The organism is Streptomyces phaeolivaceus, from assembly GCF_009184865.1.
Classification (GTDB): domain Bacteria; phylum Actinomycetota; class Actinomycetes; order Streptomycetales; family Streptomycetaceae; genus Streptomyces; species Streptomyces phaeolivaceus.
Genome location: NZ_CP045096.1, coordinates 2197292 through 2212502, shown reverse-complemented (window position 1 = coordinate 2212502; position 15211 = coordinate 2197292). Strand labels below are relative to the sequence as shown.

Here is a 15211-nt window from a genome sequence, read left to right as displayed (position 1 = left end):
GTCCCTCGGCAATCGCATATGCCAGATGACGACGACGGGAGAGCCGATGCGTACGCCGCGCCAGCCGTCCCAGCACTCCGCGAATGGCCAGAAGTGGTCCTTCATGGATGCTCGCCCTGCTGCGCAGGGTATGTACGACCCCCGCAACGAGCACGACGCCTGCGGTGTCGGCTTCGTGGCCACCCTCACCGGCGAGGCGAGCCATGCGCTGGTCGAGCAGGCGCTCACGGTTCTTCGCAACCTGGAGCATCGCGGCGCGACCGGCTCGGAACCCGATTCGGGGGACGGAGCCGGCATTCTCTCGCAGGTCCCCGACGCGTTCTTCCGTGAGGTGGCCGGATTCGAGCTCCCCGAGGCCGGCTCGTACGCCGTCGGAATCGGCTTCCTGCCCGACGAGGGCACCGAGGACGCCGTCGCCCGTATCGAGGCCATCGCCGCCGAGGAGGGCCTGACCGTCCTCGGCTGGCGCGAGGTGCCCGTCGCCCCCGAGCTGCTCGGCGCCACCGCCCGCTCGACGATGCCCTCCTTCCACCAGGTCTTCGTCGCCGACGGCGGCCCGGTGCCCGCCACGGGCATCGACCTCGACCGCAAGAGCTTCGTGCTGCGCAAGCGCGCCGAACGCGAGGTCGACGTCTACTTCCCCTCGCTGTCCGCGCGGACGATCGTCTACAAGGGCATGCTGACCACCGGCCAGCTGGAGCCCTTCTTCCCGGACCTGTCCGACCGCCGCTTCGCCTCCGCGATCGCGCTCGTGCACTCCCGGTTCTCCACCAACACCTTCCCGTCGTGGCCGCTCGCCCACCCGTACCGCTTCGTCGCGCACAACGGCGAGATCAACACGGTCAAGGGCAACCGCAACTGGATGGTCGCCCGCGAGTCCCAGCTGACCTCCGACCTCTTCGGCGGTCAGGAGACGCTGGACCGGATCTTCCCGATCTGTACGCCGGACGCCTCCGACTCGGCGTCCTTCGACGAGGTCCTCGAACTGCTCCACCTCGGCGGACGCTCCCTGCCGCACTCCGTGCTGATGATGATCCCGGAGGCGTGGGAGAACCACGACTCCATGGAGCCCGCCCGCCGCGCCTTCTACCAGTTCCACTCCACGATGATGGAGCCCTGGGACGGCCCGGCCTGTGTCACCTTCACCGACGGCAAGCAGGTCGGCGCGGTCCTCGACCGCAACGGCCTCCGCCCCGGCCGCTACTGGGTCACCGACGACGGCCTCGTCGTCCTCGGCTCCGAGGTCGGCGTCCTCGACATCGACCCCGCCAAGGTCGTCCGCAAGGGCCGCCTGCAGCCCGGCAAGATGTTCCTCGTCGACACCGTCGAGCACCGCATCATCGAGGACGACGAGATCAAGGCCGGTCTCGCCGCCGAGCAGCCGTACGCCGAGTGGCTGGAGGCCGGGGAGATCGAGCTCTCCGACCTGCCCGAGCGCGAGCACATCGTGCACACCCACGCCTCGGTCACCCGCCGCCAGCAGACCTTCGGCTACACCGAGGAAGAGCTGCGCGTCATCCTCGCGCCGATGGCCAAGACCGGCGGCGAGCCGCTCGGTTCGATGGGCACCGACTCGCCGATCGCCGCGCTGTCCGCCCGTCCGCGGCTGCTCTTCGACTACTTCACCCAGCTGTTCGCGCAGGTCACCAACCCGCCGCTGGACGCGATCCGCGAAGAGCTGGTCACCTCGCTGCGCAGCTCCCTCGGCCCGCAGGGCAACCTGCTCGAGCCGACCGCCGCGTCCTGCCGCAGCGTCACCCTGCCGTTCCCGGTGATCGACAACGACGAGCTGGCCAAGCTCATCCACATCAACGCCGACGGCGACATGCCCGGCATGAAGGCGGCCACCCTCTCCGGTCTCTACCGGGTCTCCGGCGGCGGCGACTCCCTCGCCGCGCGCATCGAGGAGATCTGCGCCGAGGCCGACGCCGCCATCGGCAACGGCGCCCGGCTGATCGTCCTCTCCGACCGCCACTCGGACGCCGAGCACGCGCCGATCCCCTCGCTGCTGCTCACCGCCGCCGTCCACCACCACCTCATCCGCACCAAGCAGCGCACCCATGTGGGCCTGCTGGTCGAGGCCGGTGACGTCCGCGAGGTCCACCACGTCGCCCTGCTCATCGGGTTCGGCGCCGCCGCCGTCAACCCGTACCTGGCGATGGAGACCGTCGAGGACCTCGTCCGCGCCGGGACCTTCCTCTCCGACATCGAGTCCGAGCAGGCCATCCGCAACCTGATCTACGCCCTCGGCAAGGGCGTCCTCAAGGTCATGTCCAAGATGGGCATCTCCACGGTCGCCTCCTACCGGGGCGCCCAGGTCTTCGAGGCCGTCGGCCTCGCGGACGAGTTCGTCGCGAAGTACTTCATCGGCACGGCCACCAAGATCGGCGGCGTCGGCATCGACGTCATCGCCAAGGAGGTCGCCGCCCGCCACGCCAAGGCGTACCCGGCCAGCGGCATCGCGCCGGCCCACCGCGCCCTGGAGATAGGCGGCGAGTACCAGTGGCGCCGCGAGGGCGAGCCGCACCTGTTCGACCCGGAGACGGTCTTCCGCCTCCAGCACTCGACCCGGACGCGCCGCTACGACATCTTCAAGAAGTACACGGACCGCGTGAACGAGCAGTCCGAGCGGCTGATGACGCTGCGCGGCCTGTTCGGCTTCAAGGAGGGCGTGGCCGGGCGTGCGCCGATCTCGATCGACGAGGTCGAACCGGCCACCGAGATCGTCAAGCGGTTCTCGACCGGCGCCATGTCGTACGGCTCCATCTCCAAGGAGGCGCACGAGACGCTCGCCATCGCCATGAACCAGTTGGGCGGCAAGTCCAACACCGGTGAGGGCGGCGAGGACCCGGACCGCCTGTACGACCCGGCGCGCCGTTCGTCGATCAAGCAGGTCGCCTCCGGTCGCTTCGGTGTGACGAGCGAGTACCTCGTCAACGCGGACGACATCCAGATCAAGATGGCCCAGGGCGCCAAGCCCGGTGAGGGCGGTCAGCTGCCCGGCCACAAGGTGTACCCGTGGGTCGCCAAGACGCGTCACTCGACGCCGGGCGTGGGCCTGATCTCCCCGCCGCCGCACCACGACATCTACTCCATCGAGGACCTCGCCCAGCTGATCCACGACCTGAAGAACGCGAACCCGCAGGCGCGGATCCACGTGAAGCTGGTCTCGGAGGTCGGTGTCGGCACGGTCGCCGCGGGTGTGTCCAAGGCGCACGCGGACGTCGTCCTCATCTCCGGCCACGACGGCGGTACGGGCGCCTCGCCGCTGACGTCGCTGAAGCACGCCGGCGGTCCCTGGGAGCTGGGCCTCGCCGAGACCCAGCAGACACTGCTGCTCAACGGCCTGCGCGACCGCATCGTCGTCCAGACCGACGGCCAGCTGAAGACCGGCCGTGACGTCGTCATCGCCGCGCTGCTCGGCGCCGAGGAGTTCGGTTTCGCGACCGCGCCGCTGGTCGTCTCCGGCTGCGTCATGATGCGCGTCTGCCACCTGGACACCTGTCCGGTCGGCATCGCCACGCAGAACCCGGAGCTCCGCGACCGGTTCGCGGGCAAGGCCGAGTACGTCGTGAACTTCTTCGAGTTCATCGCCGAGGAGGTCCGCGAGATCCTCGCCGAGCTGGGCTTCCGCTCCATCGAGGAGGCCGTCGGCCACGCCGAGACCCTCGACGTGGCCCGCGCGATCGACCACTGGAAGGCACAGGGCCTGGACCTGGAGCCGCTGTTCCACGTGCCCGAGCTGCCCGAGGGCGCGGTGCGCCACCGGATCATCGAGCAGGACCACGGTCTGGAGAAGGCGCTCGACAACGAGCTGATCAAGCTCGCCGCCGACGCGCTGGCCGCCTCGGACGCCACCGACGCCCAGCCGGTCCGCGCCCAGATCAAGGTCCGCAACATCAACCGCACGGTCGGCACGATGCTCGGCCACGAGGTGACCAAGAAGTTCGGCGGGGCCGGTCTGCCCGACGACACCATCGACATCACCTTCACCGGCTCGGCGGGCCAGTCCTTCGGCGCCTTCCTCCCGCGCGGTGTCACGCTGCGCCTGGAGGGCGACGCCAACGACTACGTCGGCAAGGGCCTCTCCGGCGGCCGGGTGATCGTCCGCCCCGACCGGGGCGCCGACCACCTCGCCGAGTTCTCGACCATCGCGGGCAACACCATCGCCTACGGCGCGACCGGCGGCGAGCTGTTCCTCCGCGGTCGTACGGGTGAGCGGTTCTGTGTCCGCAACTCCGGCGCCCTGGTGGTGTCCGAGGGCGTGGGCGACCACGGCTGCGAGTACATGACCGGCGGTCACGCGGTCGTCCTCGGCGAGACGGGCCGCAACTTCGCGGCCGGTATGTCCGGCGGCATCGCGTACGTCGTCGACCTGGACCGCGACAACGTCAACGTCGGCAATGTGGGCGCCGTCGAGGCCCTGTCCGAGGACGACAAGCAGTGGCTGCACGACGTGGTGCGCCGCCACGCCGAGGAGACCGGCTCCACGGTCGCCGAGAAGCTGCTCGCCGACTGGCCGACGGCCGTGGCCCGCTTCAGCAAGATCATCCCCAGCACGTACAAGGCAGTGCTCGCCGCCAAGGCCGCCGCCGAGCAGGCCGGTCTCTCCGAGACCGAGATCACCGAGAAGATGATGGAGGCGGCGATCAATGGCTGACCCGAAGGGCTTCCTCAACCACGGGCGCGAGGTCGCCAAGTCCCGCCCCGTCGACGTACGGCTGAAGGACTGGAACGAGGTCTACGTCCCCGGCTCCCTGCTGCCGATCATCAGCAAGCAGGCGTCGCGCTGCATGGACTGCGGCATCCCGTTCTGCCACAACGGCTGTCCGCTCGGGAACCTGATCCCCGAGTGGAACGACTACGCCTACCGCGAGGACTGGGCCGCCGCGTCCGAGCGGCTGCACGCCACGAACAACTTCCCGGAGTTCACGGGCCGGCTGTGCCCCGCTCCCTGCGAGTCGGCGTGTGTGCTCGGCATCAACCAGCCGGCCGTCACCATCAAGAACGTCGAGGTCTCGATCATCGACAAGGCGTGGGACAGCGGCGATGTCGCGCCCCAGGCCCCGGAGCGCCTCTCCGGCAAGACGGTCGCGGTCATCGGCTCGGGCCCGGCGGGACTCGCCGCCGCCCAGCAGCTGACGCGGGCCGGTCACACGGTCGCCGTGTACGAGCGCGCCGACCGCATCGGCGGTCTGCTGCGCTACGGCATCCCCGAGTTCAAGATGGAGAAGCGGCACATCAACCGCCGTATCGAGCAGATGCGCGCGGAGGGCACCCGCTTCCGTACGGGCATCGAGATCGGCCGCGACCTCAAGGCGACGGACCTGAAGAAGCGGTACGACGCGGTCGTGATCGCGGCGGGCGCCACCACCGCCCGTGACCTCCCGGTCCCCGGGCGCGAGCTGAACGGCATCCACCAGGCCATGGAGTACCTGCCGTTGGCCAACAAGGTGCAGGAGGGCGACTTCGTGGCGCCCCCCATCACGGCCGAGGGCAAGCACGTCGTGGTCATCGGCGGCGGCGACACGGGCGCGGACTGCGTGGGCACCGCCCACCGCCAGGGCGCGGCCTCCGTGACACAGCTGGAGATCATGCCGCAGCCGGGCGAGGACCGTGCCCCGAACCAGCCGTGGCCGACCTTCCCCATGCTCTACAAGGTGACCTCCGCGCACGAGGAGGGCGGCGAGCGGGTCTACTCCGTCTCCACCACCCACTTCGAGGGCGACGAGGACGGCAACGTCCAGTTCCTGCACCTCAGCGAGGTCGAGTTCATCGACGGCAGGCTGACGCCGAAGCCGGGCACGGAGCGCAGGATCCCCGCCCAGCTGGTCACGCTGGCGATGGGCTTCACCGGCACCGACCGAGAGAACGGCCTGGTCGACCAGTTCGGCCTGGACCTCGACGAGCGCGGCAACATCGCCCGCGACGCCGACTTCCACACCAACGTGCCGGGCGTCTTCGTCGCCGGTGACGCGGGCCGCGGCCAGTCCCTCATCGTCTGGGCGATCGCCGAGGGCCGCTCTGCGGCCCAGGGCTGCGACCGCTTCCTGACGGGGACGAGCGAACTCCCGGCGCCGATCAGGCCCACGGACCGCTCACTGATGGTCTGACCCACCTCCGCCCCACCGGGTCGACAGACGTCCCGTACAAAGGCGTACGGAACACGGACGACGCCCGCCCACCAGTCCCCGACCGGACTACTGGGCGGGCGTCGTCGCGTGTGCGGGGGCGGTGGGTCTACTTGGCGGGGGTGATCCAGGTGACGATGACGGCGGCGGCGACGGCGAGGATGCCGAGCACGGCGAGCCACCTGGCCCACTCGATCAGCCTCCAGATCTCTCCGGGCCGCTTGTTCTCGTAGTCGAGCAGCCGGGTGGGCTCTCCGTAGAAGTCGGCTCCCGGGCGCCCGTGGGCGGCGAGCACGGTGAGCCAGGAGGACACGATCAGGGCGACGAATCCCCCGGCCAGGAGCGAGATCACGGTCCAGCGCGGACAACCATGGAGCTTGCTCAGGTCCTCCTGTCCCTTGAGCACGAAGACGGCCGTGAGGAGACCGGTGAGCGAGGCCACGAAGTTGCGGTAGCCCTCGGCCTGTTGGAGCGCGGCCGACAACTGCTGCTCCGGACGGGTCATCTGCTCCAGACGGAGTTCGGCCTCGTCGAGTTCGGCGCGGGTGTACGTCATGGCGTCGCACCCTTTGTCCAGGAGGCGATGGTGATCCGTGCGCCACAGCCGTCCTCGACCCCGTCGGGGCGGCCCGGTGGGCCCTGGACTGTGCGACGTTGCGGCCCACGTACTCAGCGAGGTCCACAAGACCCGTCTTGACCCGGTCGTGGACCGCTTCGCCGCCCGAGGTGGTCTCCCACAGGGCGGAGTCCGTGACCATCGTGGTCCAGGGGAGCGGCTCCTTGTACCCCTTGCACAGTTCGAGCGCGTCCACGGGCTGTTTGAACTGTGCGAGATGCTTGACCGTCGGTGGTTCCACCGGCTCGTCCGCGGCGAGCCTGCGCATCTCCTGCTCGGTGTAGCGCATGATCTCGCCGAACGTGGTCGGCGGTGTCTCGGGTGCGAGCGCCCGCGCCAGCGCCTGGGCGAACCAACTACCGTGTTCCGGATCGGCGTACGCGCGCTGCCCCGCTCCGCAGCTGTACAGCCACACGACGTCCTGGGCGGGTACCCGGACTCCGGACGAGTCGTCGTTCTGCGGCAGTTCCGCCTCCCGGCAGGCGTCCAGACAGACGACGACCGTCACTCCCTTGGGCAGACCGCCCAGCTGCAGGCCCACGGGGTCGGCGGCGAGCAGCGAGTCCTTCAGCAGGGTGGCGGTGCCGTCGGAGCGGGGATCGCCGGGCTGCGCGTCGGCGGCCAGCAGATAGTCGTTCTCGCCCAGCGTCACCCCATGGCAGGAGATGTAGACGAAGGCGGTGTCTCCCGGCTCGCAGGAGGCGAAGAAGCGGCGCAGCTCGCCCCTGAGCCCGTTCTTCCCCAGTTCGAGTTCGGAGACCTGGCCGACATGGTGCTCCTTGACGGTGTAGCCCGACAGCTCCAGGGCCCCCGTCACGAGCGAGACGTCCTTCTCGGCGCAGGGCAGCGGGGCGAACCTCGCATGGAGCTCCGGATCCTTGGCGAGGAACGGTGTCGAGGTCACTCCGATCAGCAGCGCCCGCCGCAGCCCTTGGTGTTCACCCTGCACCATGCCTGCGGACCCCACCCGTAACTCCCTCGCCGACGTGCCGATCACCGACATGATTCCAGAAGTGTCCGGCCTGCGGCGTACGTTGAGCACCACACCGAAAGGGGCGCGGGCCGATGCCCCCCTGGGCCCTAGCCCGTCATCGCCACGACCCCCGCCACCGCCAGCACCACCAACAGCGCGAGCACCGCGACGCACGCCCCCGCCTGTGCCAGGGCCCGTCGTCGGTCCCGGGGTGCGTAGGCGAAGCCGAGGGCCACGAGTCCGCCCGTCAGCAGGCCTCCGAGGTGGCCCTGCCAGGACGTGACGACCGCCGAGATGATCAGCCACACCAGCAGGCCCGCCATGAAGCGGTTGATGCCGGCGGGGTCGGCGCCGAGGCGGCGGGCCAGGACGTAGTACGCCGTGCAGACGCCGAAGATCGCGCCGGAGGCGCCGACCGTGTTGCCGTCCGGGTCGAGGAGGAGGACGAGTACGGAGCCGCCGAGGGCGGAGAGCAGGTACAGGGTCAGGTAGCGGGCGCGGCCGAGTTGGGCCTCCACCACACGGCCCACGTTCCACAGCGTGACCATGTTCATCACGATGTGGAGGATGCCGAACGTGCCCCCGGTGGGCGGGAGATGGAGGAAGGCGCCGGTGATCAGGCGGTACCACTCGCCGTCGATCACGCCTTCGAGCCGGAAGTCGGACGGGTGGTTGCTCTGCCAGATGTAGTGGAGGCCGTCCGGGCCGAGCAGGCCGCGGCCCAGCATGGCGAAGTCGTCCACGATGGACGGGCGGAGGAGTTCGGCGACGTAGGCGACGACGTTCAGGCCGATGAGGACGTACGTCACCAGGGGGACCGTGGAGATCCGGCCGCCGAAGGCCGTGCGGGCCTGGCGGATCGTTCTCGCGCCCTCCTTCACGCACTCCGGGCACTGGTGGCCCACGGCCGCGTCCCGCATGCAGTCCGGGCAGATGAACCGCTCGCAGCGGGTGCAGCGGACGTACGACTCCACTTTCGGGTGGCGATAGCAGGTGGTGACGGCGGGCTCGGGCGACGACGGGGACTCGGGTTCCACGGCCGGCTCCTTGTGGGTGCGGGGCTGATGACGAGCCGGTGAGGACGGCGGCGAACAAAATAGCGAACGAGGGGGAGTGGGCGGGGAGGGGGAGTGCCCTAGCCTCGGGAGCTCCGTCGCGCTTCGGTGTCAGGAGGCCCCATGTCCGCGATCAGTCTCAGCAAGGTGCGGGAGACCGCCCCCGCGTTGGTGGACCTGTACAAGGCCGCCGGGGTCTCTCTCGACAAGCACGGGTTGAAGGGGCAGCGGGCCGCTGTCTATCTCGTGGTCGACCACAGCGGTTCCATGCGTCCGTACTACAAGGACGGCAGTGTGCAGGCTCTCGCCGATCGTGTGCTCGGGCTGTCGGCACAGCTCGACGACGACGGGAGCGTGCCGGTCGTCTTCTTCTCCACCGGGATCGACGCGGTCACGGAGATCGGGCTCGCCGATCACCACGGCCGGATCGGGCGGATCGTCGGCGGGCTGGGGCACATGGGGCAGACCAACTACCACCTGGCGATGGACGCCGTCATCGACCACTACCTCGACTGCGGTGCCGAGGACCCGGCGTTCGTGGTGTTCCAGACGGACGGCGGTCCGACCAGCAGACTCGCCGCCGAGCGGTACATGTGCAAGGCGGCCCACCTCCCCTCTTCTGGCAGTTCATCGGCTTCGGCGACCCGCACGGCAAGCAGTTCGACTTCCTGCGCAGGCTCGACGAGTTGGCCGTGCCGGGGAAGCGGGTCGTCGACAACGCCGGGTTCTTTCACGCCGGTTCGGATCCGAGGGCCGTGTCCGACGGGGAGTTGTACGACCGGCTGCTGGGCGAGTTCCCGCTGTGGCTGCGGGCGGCTCGGGCGGAAGGGATTGTTCCGCCGCCCCGGTGAAAGAAGTGGGGAGTGGGCCCCATTTGCATCACCGGGTGTGCGTGCCACTCTGAGGGAGGCCGAGGGGAGGGCTTCGCGTGGGTGGGGAGCGGGTCGCGGACTGGCCCGACGGGCGGCTCGGGCCGCACGGGATCGCCAAGGCCAATCTGCGCAAGGTGTTCCCCGGACCACTGGTCCTTCATGCTCGGCGAGATGGGCGTCGCCTGGCTCAGCCTCTACGGCGTCCTGCTGATCGGCGGCGGCAACGACATCGTCGCCACCCATCTCCATCTCTCCAACAACGCCATCACCTGGTTCGTCCGCGTCGGCTTCTTCGTGGTGCCCGTCCTCGCCTTCGTCGTCACCAGGCGGATCTGTCCGGGCCTGCAACGCCGCGACCGCGACAAGGTGCTGCACGGCCGCGAGACCGGCATCGTCGAACGGCTTCCGCACGGCGAGTACGTCGAGGTCCACGAGCCGCTCACCCAGGCGCAGTTGTTCACGCTGACCCGGCACGAGCAGGAACCGCCGTACGAGATCGGGCCGGTCGTCGACGCGAACGGGGTGCGGCGGCGGGTCGGGCCCGTCGACCGGGTACGGGCGCGGCTCGCCCGCGCCATGTTCGGGCCCGGGACGCGGATCCCCAAGCCGACGGTCGAGGAGTACCGGGAGATCACCGGCGGCGGTCATCGGCATTGAGGGCCGCGCTCCGGCGCGCGGCGGCGGCGAGCACCGTGCCGCGGCACTCACCGGGGCTGCCCCACACCGTCCGCAGCGCGGTGGCCTTGGTCAGCCAGAGCGACAGGTCGTACTCCGCCGTGTAGCCGATCGCGCCGTGCAGTTGGAGCGCCGTGCGCGCCGTCGCGTACGCCGCCTCGCACGCCGTCACCTTGGCCGCCGCCACATCCGCCGGGTCCAGCGTGACCGCCGCCCCGAACACCAGGGGGCGCGCGAACTCCAGGGCCACCTTGGCGTCCGCCAGCCGGTGCTTCACCGCCTGGAACGAGCCGATGGGCACCCCGAACTGGGTGCGCTGCCCGACGTACGCCACCGTCCGGTCCAGGAGCGCGAGTCCGAGGCCGAGGGCCTGCGCGGCGACCGCGAGGCGGGCCCAGACGAGGGCGTGGGCGAGGGCGGGCGGGTGTGTGGCGAGGAGTTCGCCGCCGGGGGAGAGCGGGGTCGGGCGGCGGGCCGGGTCCAGGGAGGGGCGGACCGGGCCGTGGCCGGGGGAGAGGCGCAGTCCGCCCGTGTCCGGATCGAGCGAGAGACGGGTCGTCGCCGCGTCGCCGTCCAGCGCGTACGACCCCGGCCCGGGGGCCACCGTGGCCATGGCCTCCCCCGACACCAGCGCCGGAAGCAGCCGCTCGGCCGGGCCCGGGTCCTCCAGGCCGGCCAGCAGCACCGCCGCCGTCACCGTCTCCACGAGCGGGCCCGGCACCGCGTGCCGCCCCAACTCCACGAAGGCGACGGCCAGTTCGACGGGGAGCGGGCCGACCCCGTCGTACGTCTCCGGCGCCGCCAGCGCGAAGACGCCGGCCTTGGCCAGACGCGACCACAACGCGCGCCCCGGCCCATGCTCCCCGCGCCCCCAGGCCCGTACGACGGACGGGGTGTCGGCGGCCGTCAGCATGGCGTCCAGCGACCCGGCGAACGCCCGCTGCTCGGTGTCCAGGAGGAAGCGCATCAGCGGCGGCCCTTCGGCAGGCCGAGGAGGCGCTCGGCGATGATGTCGCGCTGGATCTCGTTGGTGCCCGCGTAGATCGGGCCCGCCAGGGAGAAGACATAGCCCTCGGACCAGTCGGTGTCCGCCGCCCCGCCCTCCTCGCCGAGCAGTTCGAGCGCCGTTTCGTGCAGGGCGATGTCGTACTCGGACCAGAAGACCTTGTTGAGGCTGGACTCGGGGCCGGCCGGTGCGCCCTCCATCAGCCGGGAGGCGGCGGCGTGGGTGAAGAGCTGGTAGGCGCGGGCGCCGATCAGCGCGTCGGCCACCCGGTCGTGTGCGGAGGCCGGGCTGCCCTGGGCGTGCCACAGGGCGAGCAGCCGGTCCGCGGAGGCCAGGAAGCGGCCCGGGGAGCGGAGCATCAGGCCGCGTTCGCTGCCGGTGGCGGACATGGCGATCCGCCAGCCCCGGCCGGGCTCGCCGATGACGTCCTCGTCCGGGACGAACACCTCGTCGAGGAAGAGTTCGGCGAAGGCGGGCCTGCCGTCGAGGCGGCCGATCGGACGGACCGTCACCCCTGGCGCGCGCAGGTCGAACATCAGGTAGGTGAGGCCCTGGTGCGGCTTCGGGGTGCCCGGCTCGCTGCGGAACAGGCCGAACGCCCGGTCCGCGAAGGCCGCCCGTGACGACCAGGTCTTCTGACCGGACAGCAGCCAGCCCCCGGCCGTGCGCACCGCCCTGGAGGTGAGCGCGGCGAGGTCGGACCCGGCCTCCGGCTCCGACCAGGCCTGGGCCCAGACCACCTCGCCGGAGGCCATCGGGGGCAGCACCCGCGCCCGTTGCTCCCGCGTGCCGTGGTCGAAGAGGGTGGGCGCGAGGAGGCTGACACCGTTCTGGACGACCCGGCCCGGGGCGCCCGCCGCGTAGTACTCCTCCTCGAAGACCAGCCAACGCCACAGGTCCGCGTCCCGGCCGCCGTACTCGGCCGGCCAGTTCACCACCGACCAGCGGTCGGCGGCCAGTTCCGCCTCCCAGACGCGGTGGGCGGCGAAGCCCTCCTCCGTCTCCAGGGAGGGGAGCCGCTCGGACGGGACATGGGCGCGCAGCCAGGCGCGGGCCTCGGCGCGGAAGGCCTCGTCGGAGGGGGAATGGGTGAGGTCCATGGGGGGTCCCTCTTTCGCCTGACAAACGTTTGGGAGGGCTGACAAACGTTTGGTCGACGCCTGCCAAACGTTAGACCTTCCCTAACAAGTGTTTGGTAGGTTAGCGTGCCCGCATGAGCAACGTCGAGACTCCGGCGTACCTCCCCGCCCATGGCCTCCTCACCGGCCGCACCGCCGTCATCACCGCGGCGGCCGGCGCGGGCATCGGCGGAGCGACCGCGCGACGCTTCCTGGAGGAGGGCGCGCGCGTCCTGATCAGCGACGCCCACACGCGCCGACTCAAGGAGTGCAGGACCGAGCTGGCCGAGGAGTTCGGGGCGGAGTCCGTGCGGGCGGTGCCGTGCGACGTCACCGACGAGGATCAGGTACGGGCGCTGTTCGAGGCGGCGGGCCGGCTGCACGGGCGGCTCGACATCGTCGTCAACAACGCGGGTCTGGGCGGCACTTCGCACGTCGTCGACATGACCGACGAGCAGTGGTCCAAGGTGCTGGACGTGACCCTGAACGGCACGTTCCGGTGCACCCGGGCGGCTCTGCGGCTGATGCGGGAGAGCGGCGGCGGGGTGATCGTCAACAACGCCTCCGTCGTCGGCTGGCGCGCCCAGGCCGGCCAGGCGCACTACGCTGCGGCGAAGGCGGGCGTGATGGCGCTGACCAGGTGCGCGGCCGTGGAGGCGGCCGAGTACGGGGTCCGGGTCAACGCCGTGTCGCCGAGCCTCGCCCTGCACCCGCACCTCGTGAAGGTCACCACCCCGGAGCTGCTGGAGGAACTGACCGCGCGGGAGGCCTTCGGGCGGCACGCCGAACCCTGGGAGGTGGCCAATGTGATCGTCTTCCTGGCCTCCGGCTACTCCTCGTACATGACGGGTGAGATCGTCTCCGTCAGCAACCAGCACCCGTAAGGACAACGAACAGCGTGCCCACCAAGAAGAAGCCCCTGGCGCCCGTCGCCGCGCCCGCCCGTCGCCGTGAACTCCTCGACAAGGCCGCCAACGTCTTCGCCGCCGTGGGGTACACCGCCACGACCGTCCGCAGGATCGCGGACGATGCGGGCATGCTCGCGGGCAGCCTCTACTACTACTTCGAGTCCAAGGACGCGATGCTGGAGGAGATCCTGCGGACCTTCCTCGACGAGCTCTGGGAGGCCTACGACGCCGTCCTGGACGCCGGGCTGAGCCCCCGGGTGACCTTCGAGGCACTGGTCGTCGAGTCGTTCCGGGCCATCGACCGGCACCGCCCCGCCGTCGAGATCTACCAGAACGAGGCCAAGCAGCTCGTGGCGCAGGACCGGTTCCTGTTCCTCGACGCGTCCCAGACCAAGTTCGAGAAGGCATGGCTGTCCACGCTGGAACGCGGGGTCGCCGTCAAGGAGTTCCGGGCCGACCTCGACACGAGGGTCACCTACCGGTTCGTGCGCGACACCGTCTGGGTCGCCGCCTCCTGGTATCGGCCGAACGGACGGTACAGCCCGGAGGAGATCGCCCGGCAGTACCTGTCGATGGTCCTGGACGGGATCGCCGTACGGGACGAGCAGCAGGCACACGCGGAGCCGCACACGCGGAGCCGCACATGAAGAGCCGCACATGAAGCACCTTTGACGTCAGGGGAGTTGCCATGGCCGAGGCCTATATCGTCGAAGCGGTCCGTACGCCTGTCGGGCGGCGCGGGGGAGGGCTCGGCCGGGTCCATCCGGCCGACCTCGGCGCGCACGCCCTCAAAGCGCTGGTCGCGCGCGCGGGCGTGGACCCCGCAGCCGTGGAGGACGTCGTCTTCGGCTGCCTGGACACCGTCGGACCGCAGGCCGGTGACATCGCCCGGACCAGCTGGCTGGCCGCCGGGCTGCCCGAGGAGGTACCGGGCACGACCGTCGACCGGCAGTGCGGCTCCTCGCAGCAGGCCGTGCACTTCGCCGCCCAGGCCGTCCTCTCCGGCACCCAGGACCTGGTGGTCGCGGGCGGCGTCCAGAACATGACGATGATCCCGATCGCCTTCGCCTCCCGCCAGGCCGCCGTGCCGCTGGGCCTCACCGAGGGCCCGTTCGCGGGCAGCGAGGGCTGGCGGGCACGGTACGGGGACCGGCCGGTGAACCAGTTCGCCGGCGCCGAGATGATCGCCGCCAAGTGGGGCATCGGCCGCGGCGACCAGGAGGAGTACGCGCTGCGCTCCCACCGGCGGGCGGTACGGGCCGTAGACGAGGGCCGCTTCGCGCGCGAGACCGTGCCGTACGGGGACGTCACCGTCGACGAGGGGCCGCGCCGGGACACCTCCCTGGAGAAGATGGCCGCCCTGAAGCCGGTCATCGACGGCGGCACCGTCACCGCCGCCTGCTCCTCCCAGGTCTCCGACGGCGCCGCCGCGCTCCTGCTCGCCTCCGAGCGGGCGGTACGGGAGCACGGGCTGACTCCGCGCGCCCGCGTGCACCACCTCTCCGTACGCGGCGAGGACCCCATCCGGATGCTCACCGCGCCGATACCGGCGACCGCGTACGCCCTCAAGAGGACCGGCCTCACCCTCGACGCGATCGACCTCGTCGAGATCAACGAGGCCTTCGCGCCGGTCGTCCTGGCCTGGCTGAAGGAGACGGGCGCCGACCCGGAGAAGGTCAACGTCAACGGCGGCGCGATCGCCCTCGGGCACCCGCTGGGCGCGACCGGCGCCAAGCTCATGACGACCCTCCTGCACGAACTGGAGCGCACGGGCGGCCGGTACGGGCTCCAGACGATGTGCGAGGGCGGCGGACAGGCCAATGTGACGATCATCGAGCGGCTGTGACGATCATCGAG

9 protein-coding genes and 3 pseudogenes are annotated in these 15211 nt (G+C 70.8%); 7 read left to right on the top strand and 5 right to left on the bottom strand.

What is annotated here, in order from left to right; translation table 11 throughout:
- Positions 1 to 46 precede the first annotated feature (46 nt).
- Positions 47 to 4660: a glutamate synthase large subunit gene (gltB, locus tag F9278_RS10415; protein ID WP_152173783.1), complete on the top strand. Its 4614-nt coding sequence runs from the start codon at positions 47 to 49 to the stop codon at positions 4658 to 4660.
- Entirely contained in the window at positions 4653 to 6113 is a 1461-nt protein-coding gene (locus F9278_RS10410; RefSeq protein ID WP_152168058.1) for a glutamate synthase subunit beta, read from the top strand. The genes gltB and F9278_RS10410 overlap by 8 nt, the downstream gene beginning before the upstream one ends.
- Before the next feature lie 127 nt (positions 6114 to 6240).
- Here F9278_RS10410 and F9278_RS10405 read toward each other — a convergent pair whose 3' ends face one another.
- The 3 genes and pseudogenes from F9278_RS10405 to F9278_RS10395 all read right to left on the bottom strand — a co-directional run bounded on the left by F9278_RS10405 (position 6241) and on the right by F9278_RS10395 (position 8757).
- A complete protein-coding gene (locus F9278_RS10405; RefSeq protein WP_152168057.1) occupies positions 6241 to 6687 on the bottom strand; it encodes a hypothetical protein in 447 nt (148 codons plus the stop codon).
- Positions 6688 to 7021: 334 nt separating this feature from the next.
- A pseudogene (locus F9278_RS48670) lies at positions 7022 to 7699 on the bottom strand (caspase family protein); the annotation flags it as partial.
- 128 nt (positions 7700 to 7827) lie between these two features.
- Positions 7828 to 8757 carry a rhomboid family intramembrane serine protease gene (locus tag F9278_RS10395; RefSeq protein ID WP_152168056.1) on the bottom strand — a complete coding sequence of 310 codons (930 nt, stop codon included), beginning with the start codon at positions 8755 to 8757 and terminating at the stop codon, positions 7828 to 7830.
- 141 nt (positions 8758 to 8898) lie between these two features.
- Here F9278_RS10395 and F9278_RS10390 point away from each other — a divergent pair.
- Both F9278_RS10390 and F9278_RS10385 read left to right on the top strand, forming a co-directional pair.
- Positions 8899 to 9626 (top strand): annotated as a pseudogene (locus F9278_RS10390) (vWA domain-containing protein).
- A 195-nt stretch (positions 9627 to 9821) separates the two neighbouring features.
- Positions 9822 to 10304: pseudogene (locus tag F9278_RS10385) on the top strand (ubiquinol-cytochrome c reductase cytochrome b subunit); the annotation flags it as partial.
- Here the strand turns inward: F9278_RS10385 and F9278_RS10380 are convergent.
- On the bottom strand, positions 10279 to 11289 hold the full coding sequence (locus F9278_RS10380) for an acyl-CoA dehydrogenase family protein (RefSeq protein WP_152168055.1): 1011 nt from the start codon (positions 11287 to 11289) through the stop codon (positions 10279 to 10281). The pseudogene F9278_RS10385 and the gene F9278_RS10380 sit on opposite strands and share 26 nt — an antisense overlap.
- Positions 11289 to 12428 (bottom strand): acyl-CoA dehydrogenase family protein, encoded by a 1140-nt coding sequence (locus F9278_RS10375; protein ID WP_152168054.1) that lies wholly within the window; start codon positions 12426 to 12428, stop codon positions 11289 to 11291. Before F9278_RS10375 ends, F9278_RS10380 begins: the two co-directional genes overlap by 1 nt.
- 113 nt (positions 12429 to 12541) lie before the next feature.
- Between F9278_RS10375 and F9278_RS10370 the strand changes: the two genes are divergently transcribed.
- The 3 genes from F9278_RS10370 to F9278_RS10360 are packed head-to-tail and all read left to right on the top strand — an operon-like array spanning position 12542 to position 15200.
- Positions 12542 to 13330 carry an SDR family oxidoreductase gene (locus F9278_RS10370; protein WP_152168053.1) on the top strand — a complete coding sequence of 263 codons (789 nt, stop codon included), beginning with the start codon at positions 12542 to 12544 and terminating at the stop codon, positions 13328 to 13330.
- 14 nt (positions 13331 to 13344) lie between these two features.
- Entirely contained in the window at positions 13345 to 14001 is a 657-nt protein-coding gene (locus F9278_RS10365; RefSeq protein WP_152168052.1) for a TetR/AcrR family transcriptional regulator, read from the top strand.
- Positions 14002 to 14042: 41 nt separating this feature from the next.
- Complete coding sequence (locus F9278_RS10360; RefSeq protein ID WP_152168051.1) at positions 14043 to 15200, top strand: acetyl-CoA C-acetyltransferase; 1158 nt, start codon at positions 14043 to 14045, stop codon at positions 15198 to 15200.
- Positions 15201 to 15211: the final 11 nt, after the last annotated feature.

Excerpts from the sequence above, each read along its gene's own strand:
- gltB (WP_152173783.1), top strand. The coding sequence starts at position 47 with ATGCGTACGCCGCGCCAGCCGTCCCAGCACTCCGCGAATGGCCAGAAG.
- F9278_RS10410 (WP_152168058.1), top strand. The coding sequence starts at position 4,653 with ATGGCTGACCCGAAGGGCTTCCTCAACCACGGGCGCGAGGTCGCCAAG.
- F9278_RS10405 (WP_152168057.1), bottom strand. The coding sequence starts at position 6,687 with ATGACGTACACCCGCGCCGAACTCGACGAGGCCGAACTCCGTCTGGAG.
- F9278_RS10380 (WP_152168055.1), bottom strand. The coding sequence starts at position 11,289 with ATGCGCTTCCTCCTGGACACCGAGCAGCGGGCGTTCGCCGGGTCGCTG.
- F9278_RS10375 (WP_152168054.1), bottom strand. The coding sequence starts at position 12,428 with ATGGACCTCACCCATTCCCCCTCCGACGAGGCCTTCCGCGCCGAGGCC.
- F9278_RS10370 (WP_152168053.1), top strand. The coding sequence starts at position 12,542 with ATGAGCAACGTCGAGACTCCGGCGTACCTCCCCGCCCATGGCCTCCTC.
- F9278_RS10360 (WP_152168051.1), top strand. The coding sequence starts at position 14,043 with ATGGCCGAGGCCTATATCGTCGAAGCGGTCCGTACGCCTGTCGGGCGG.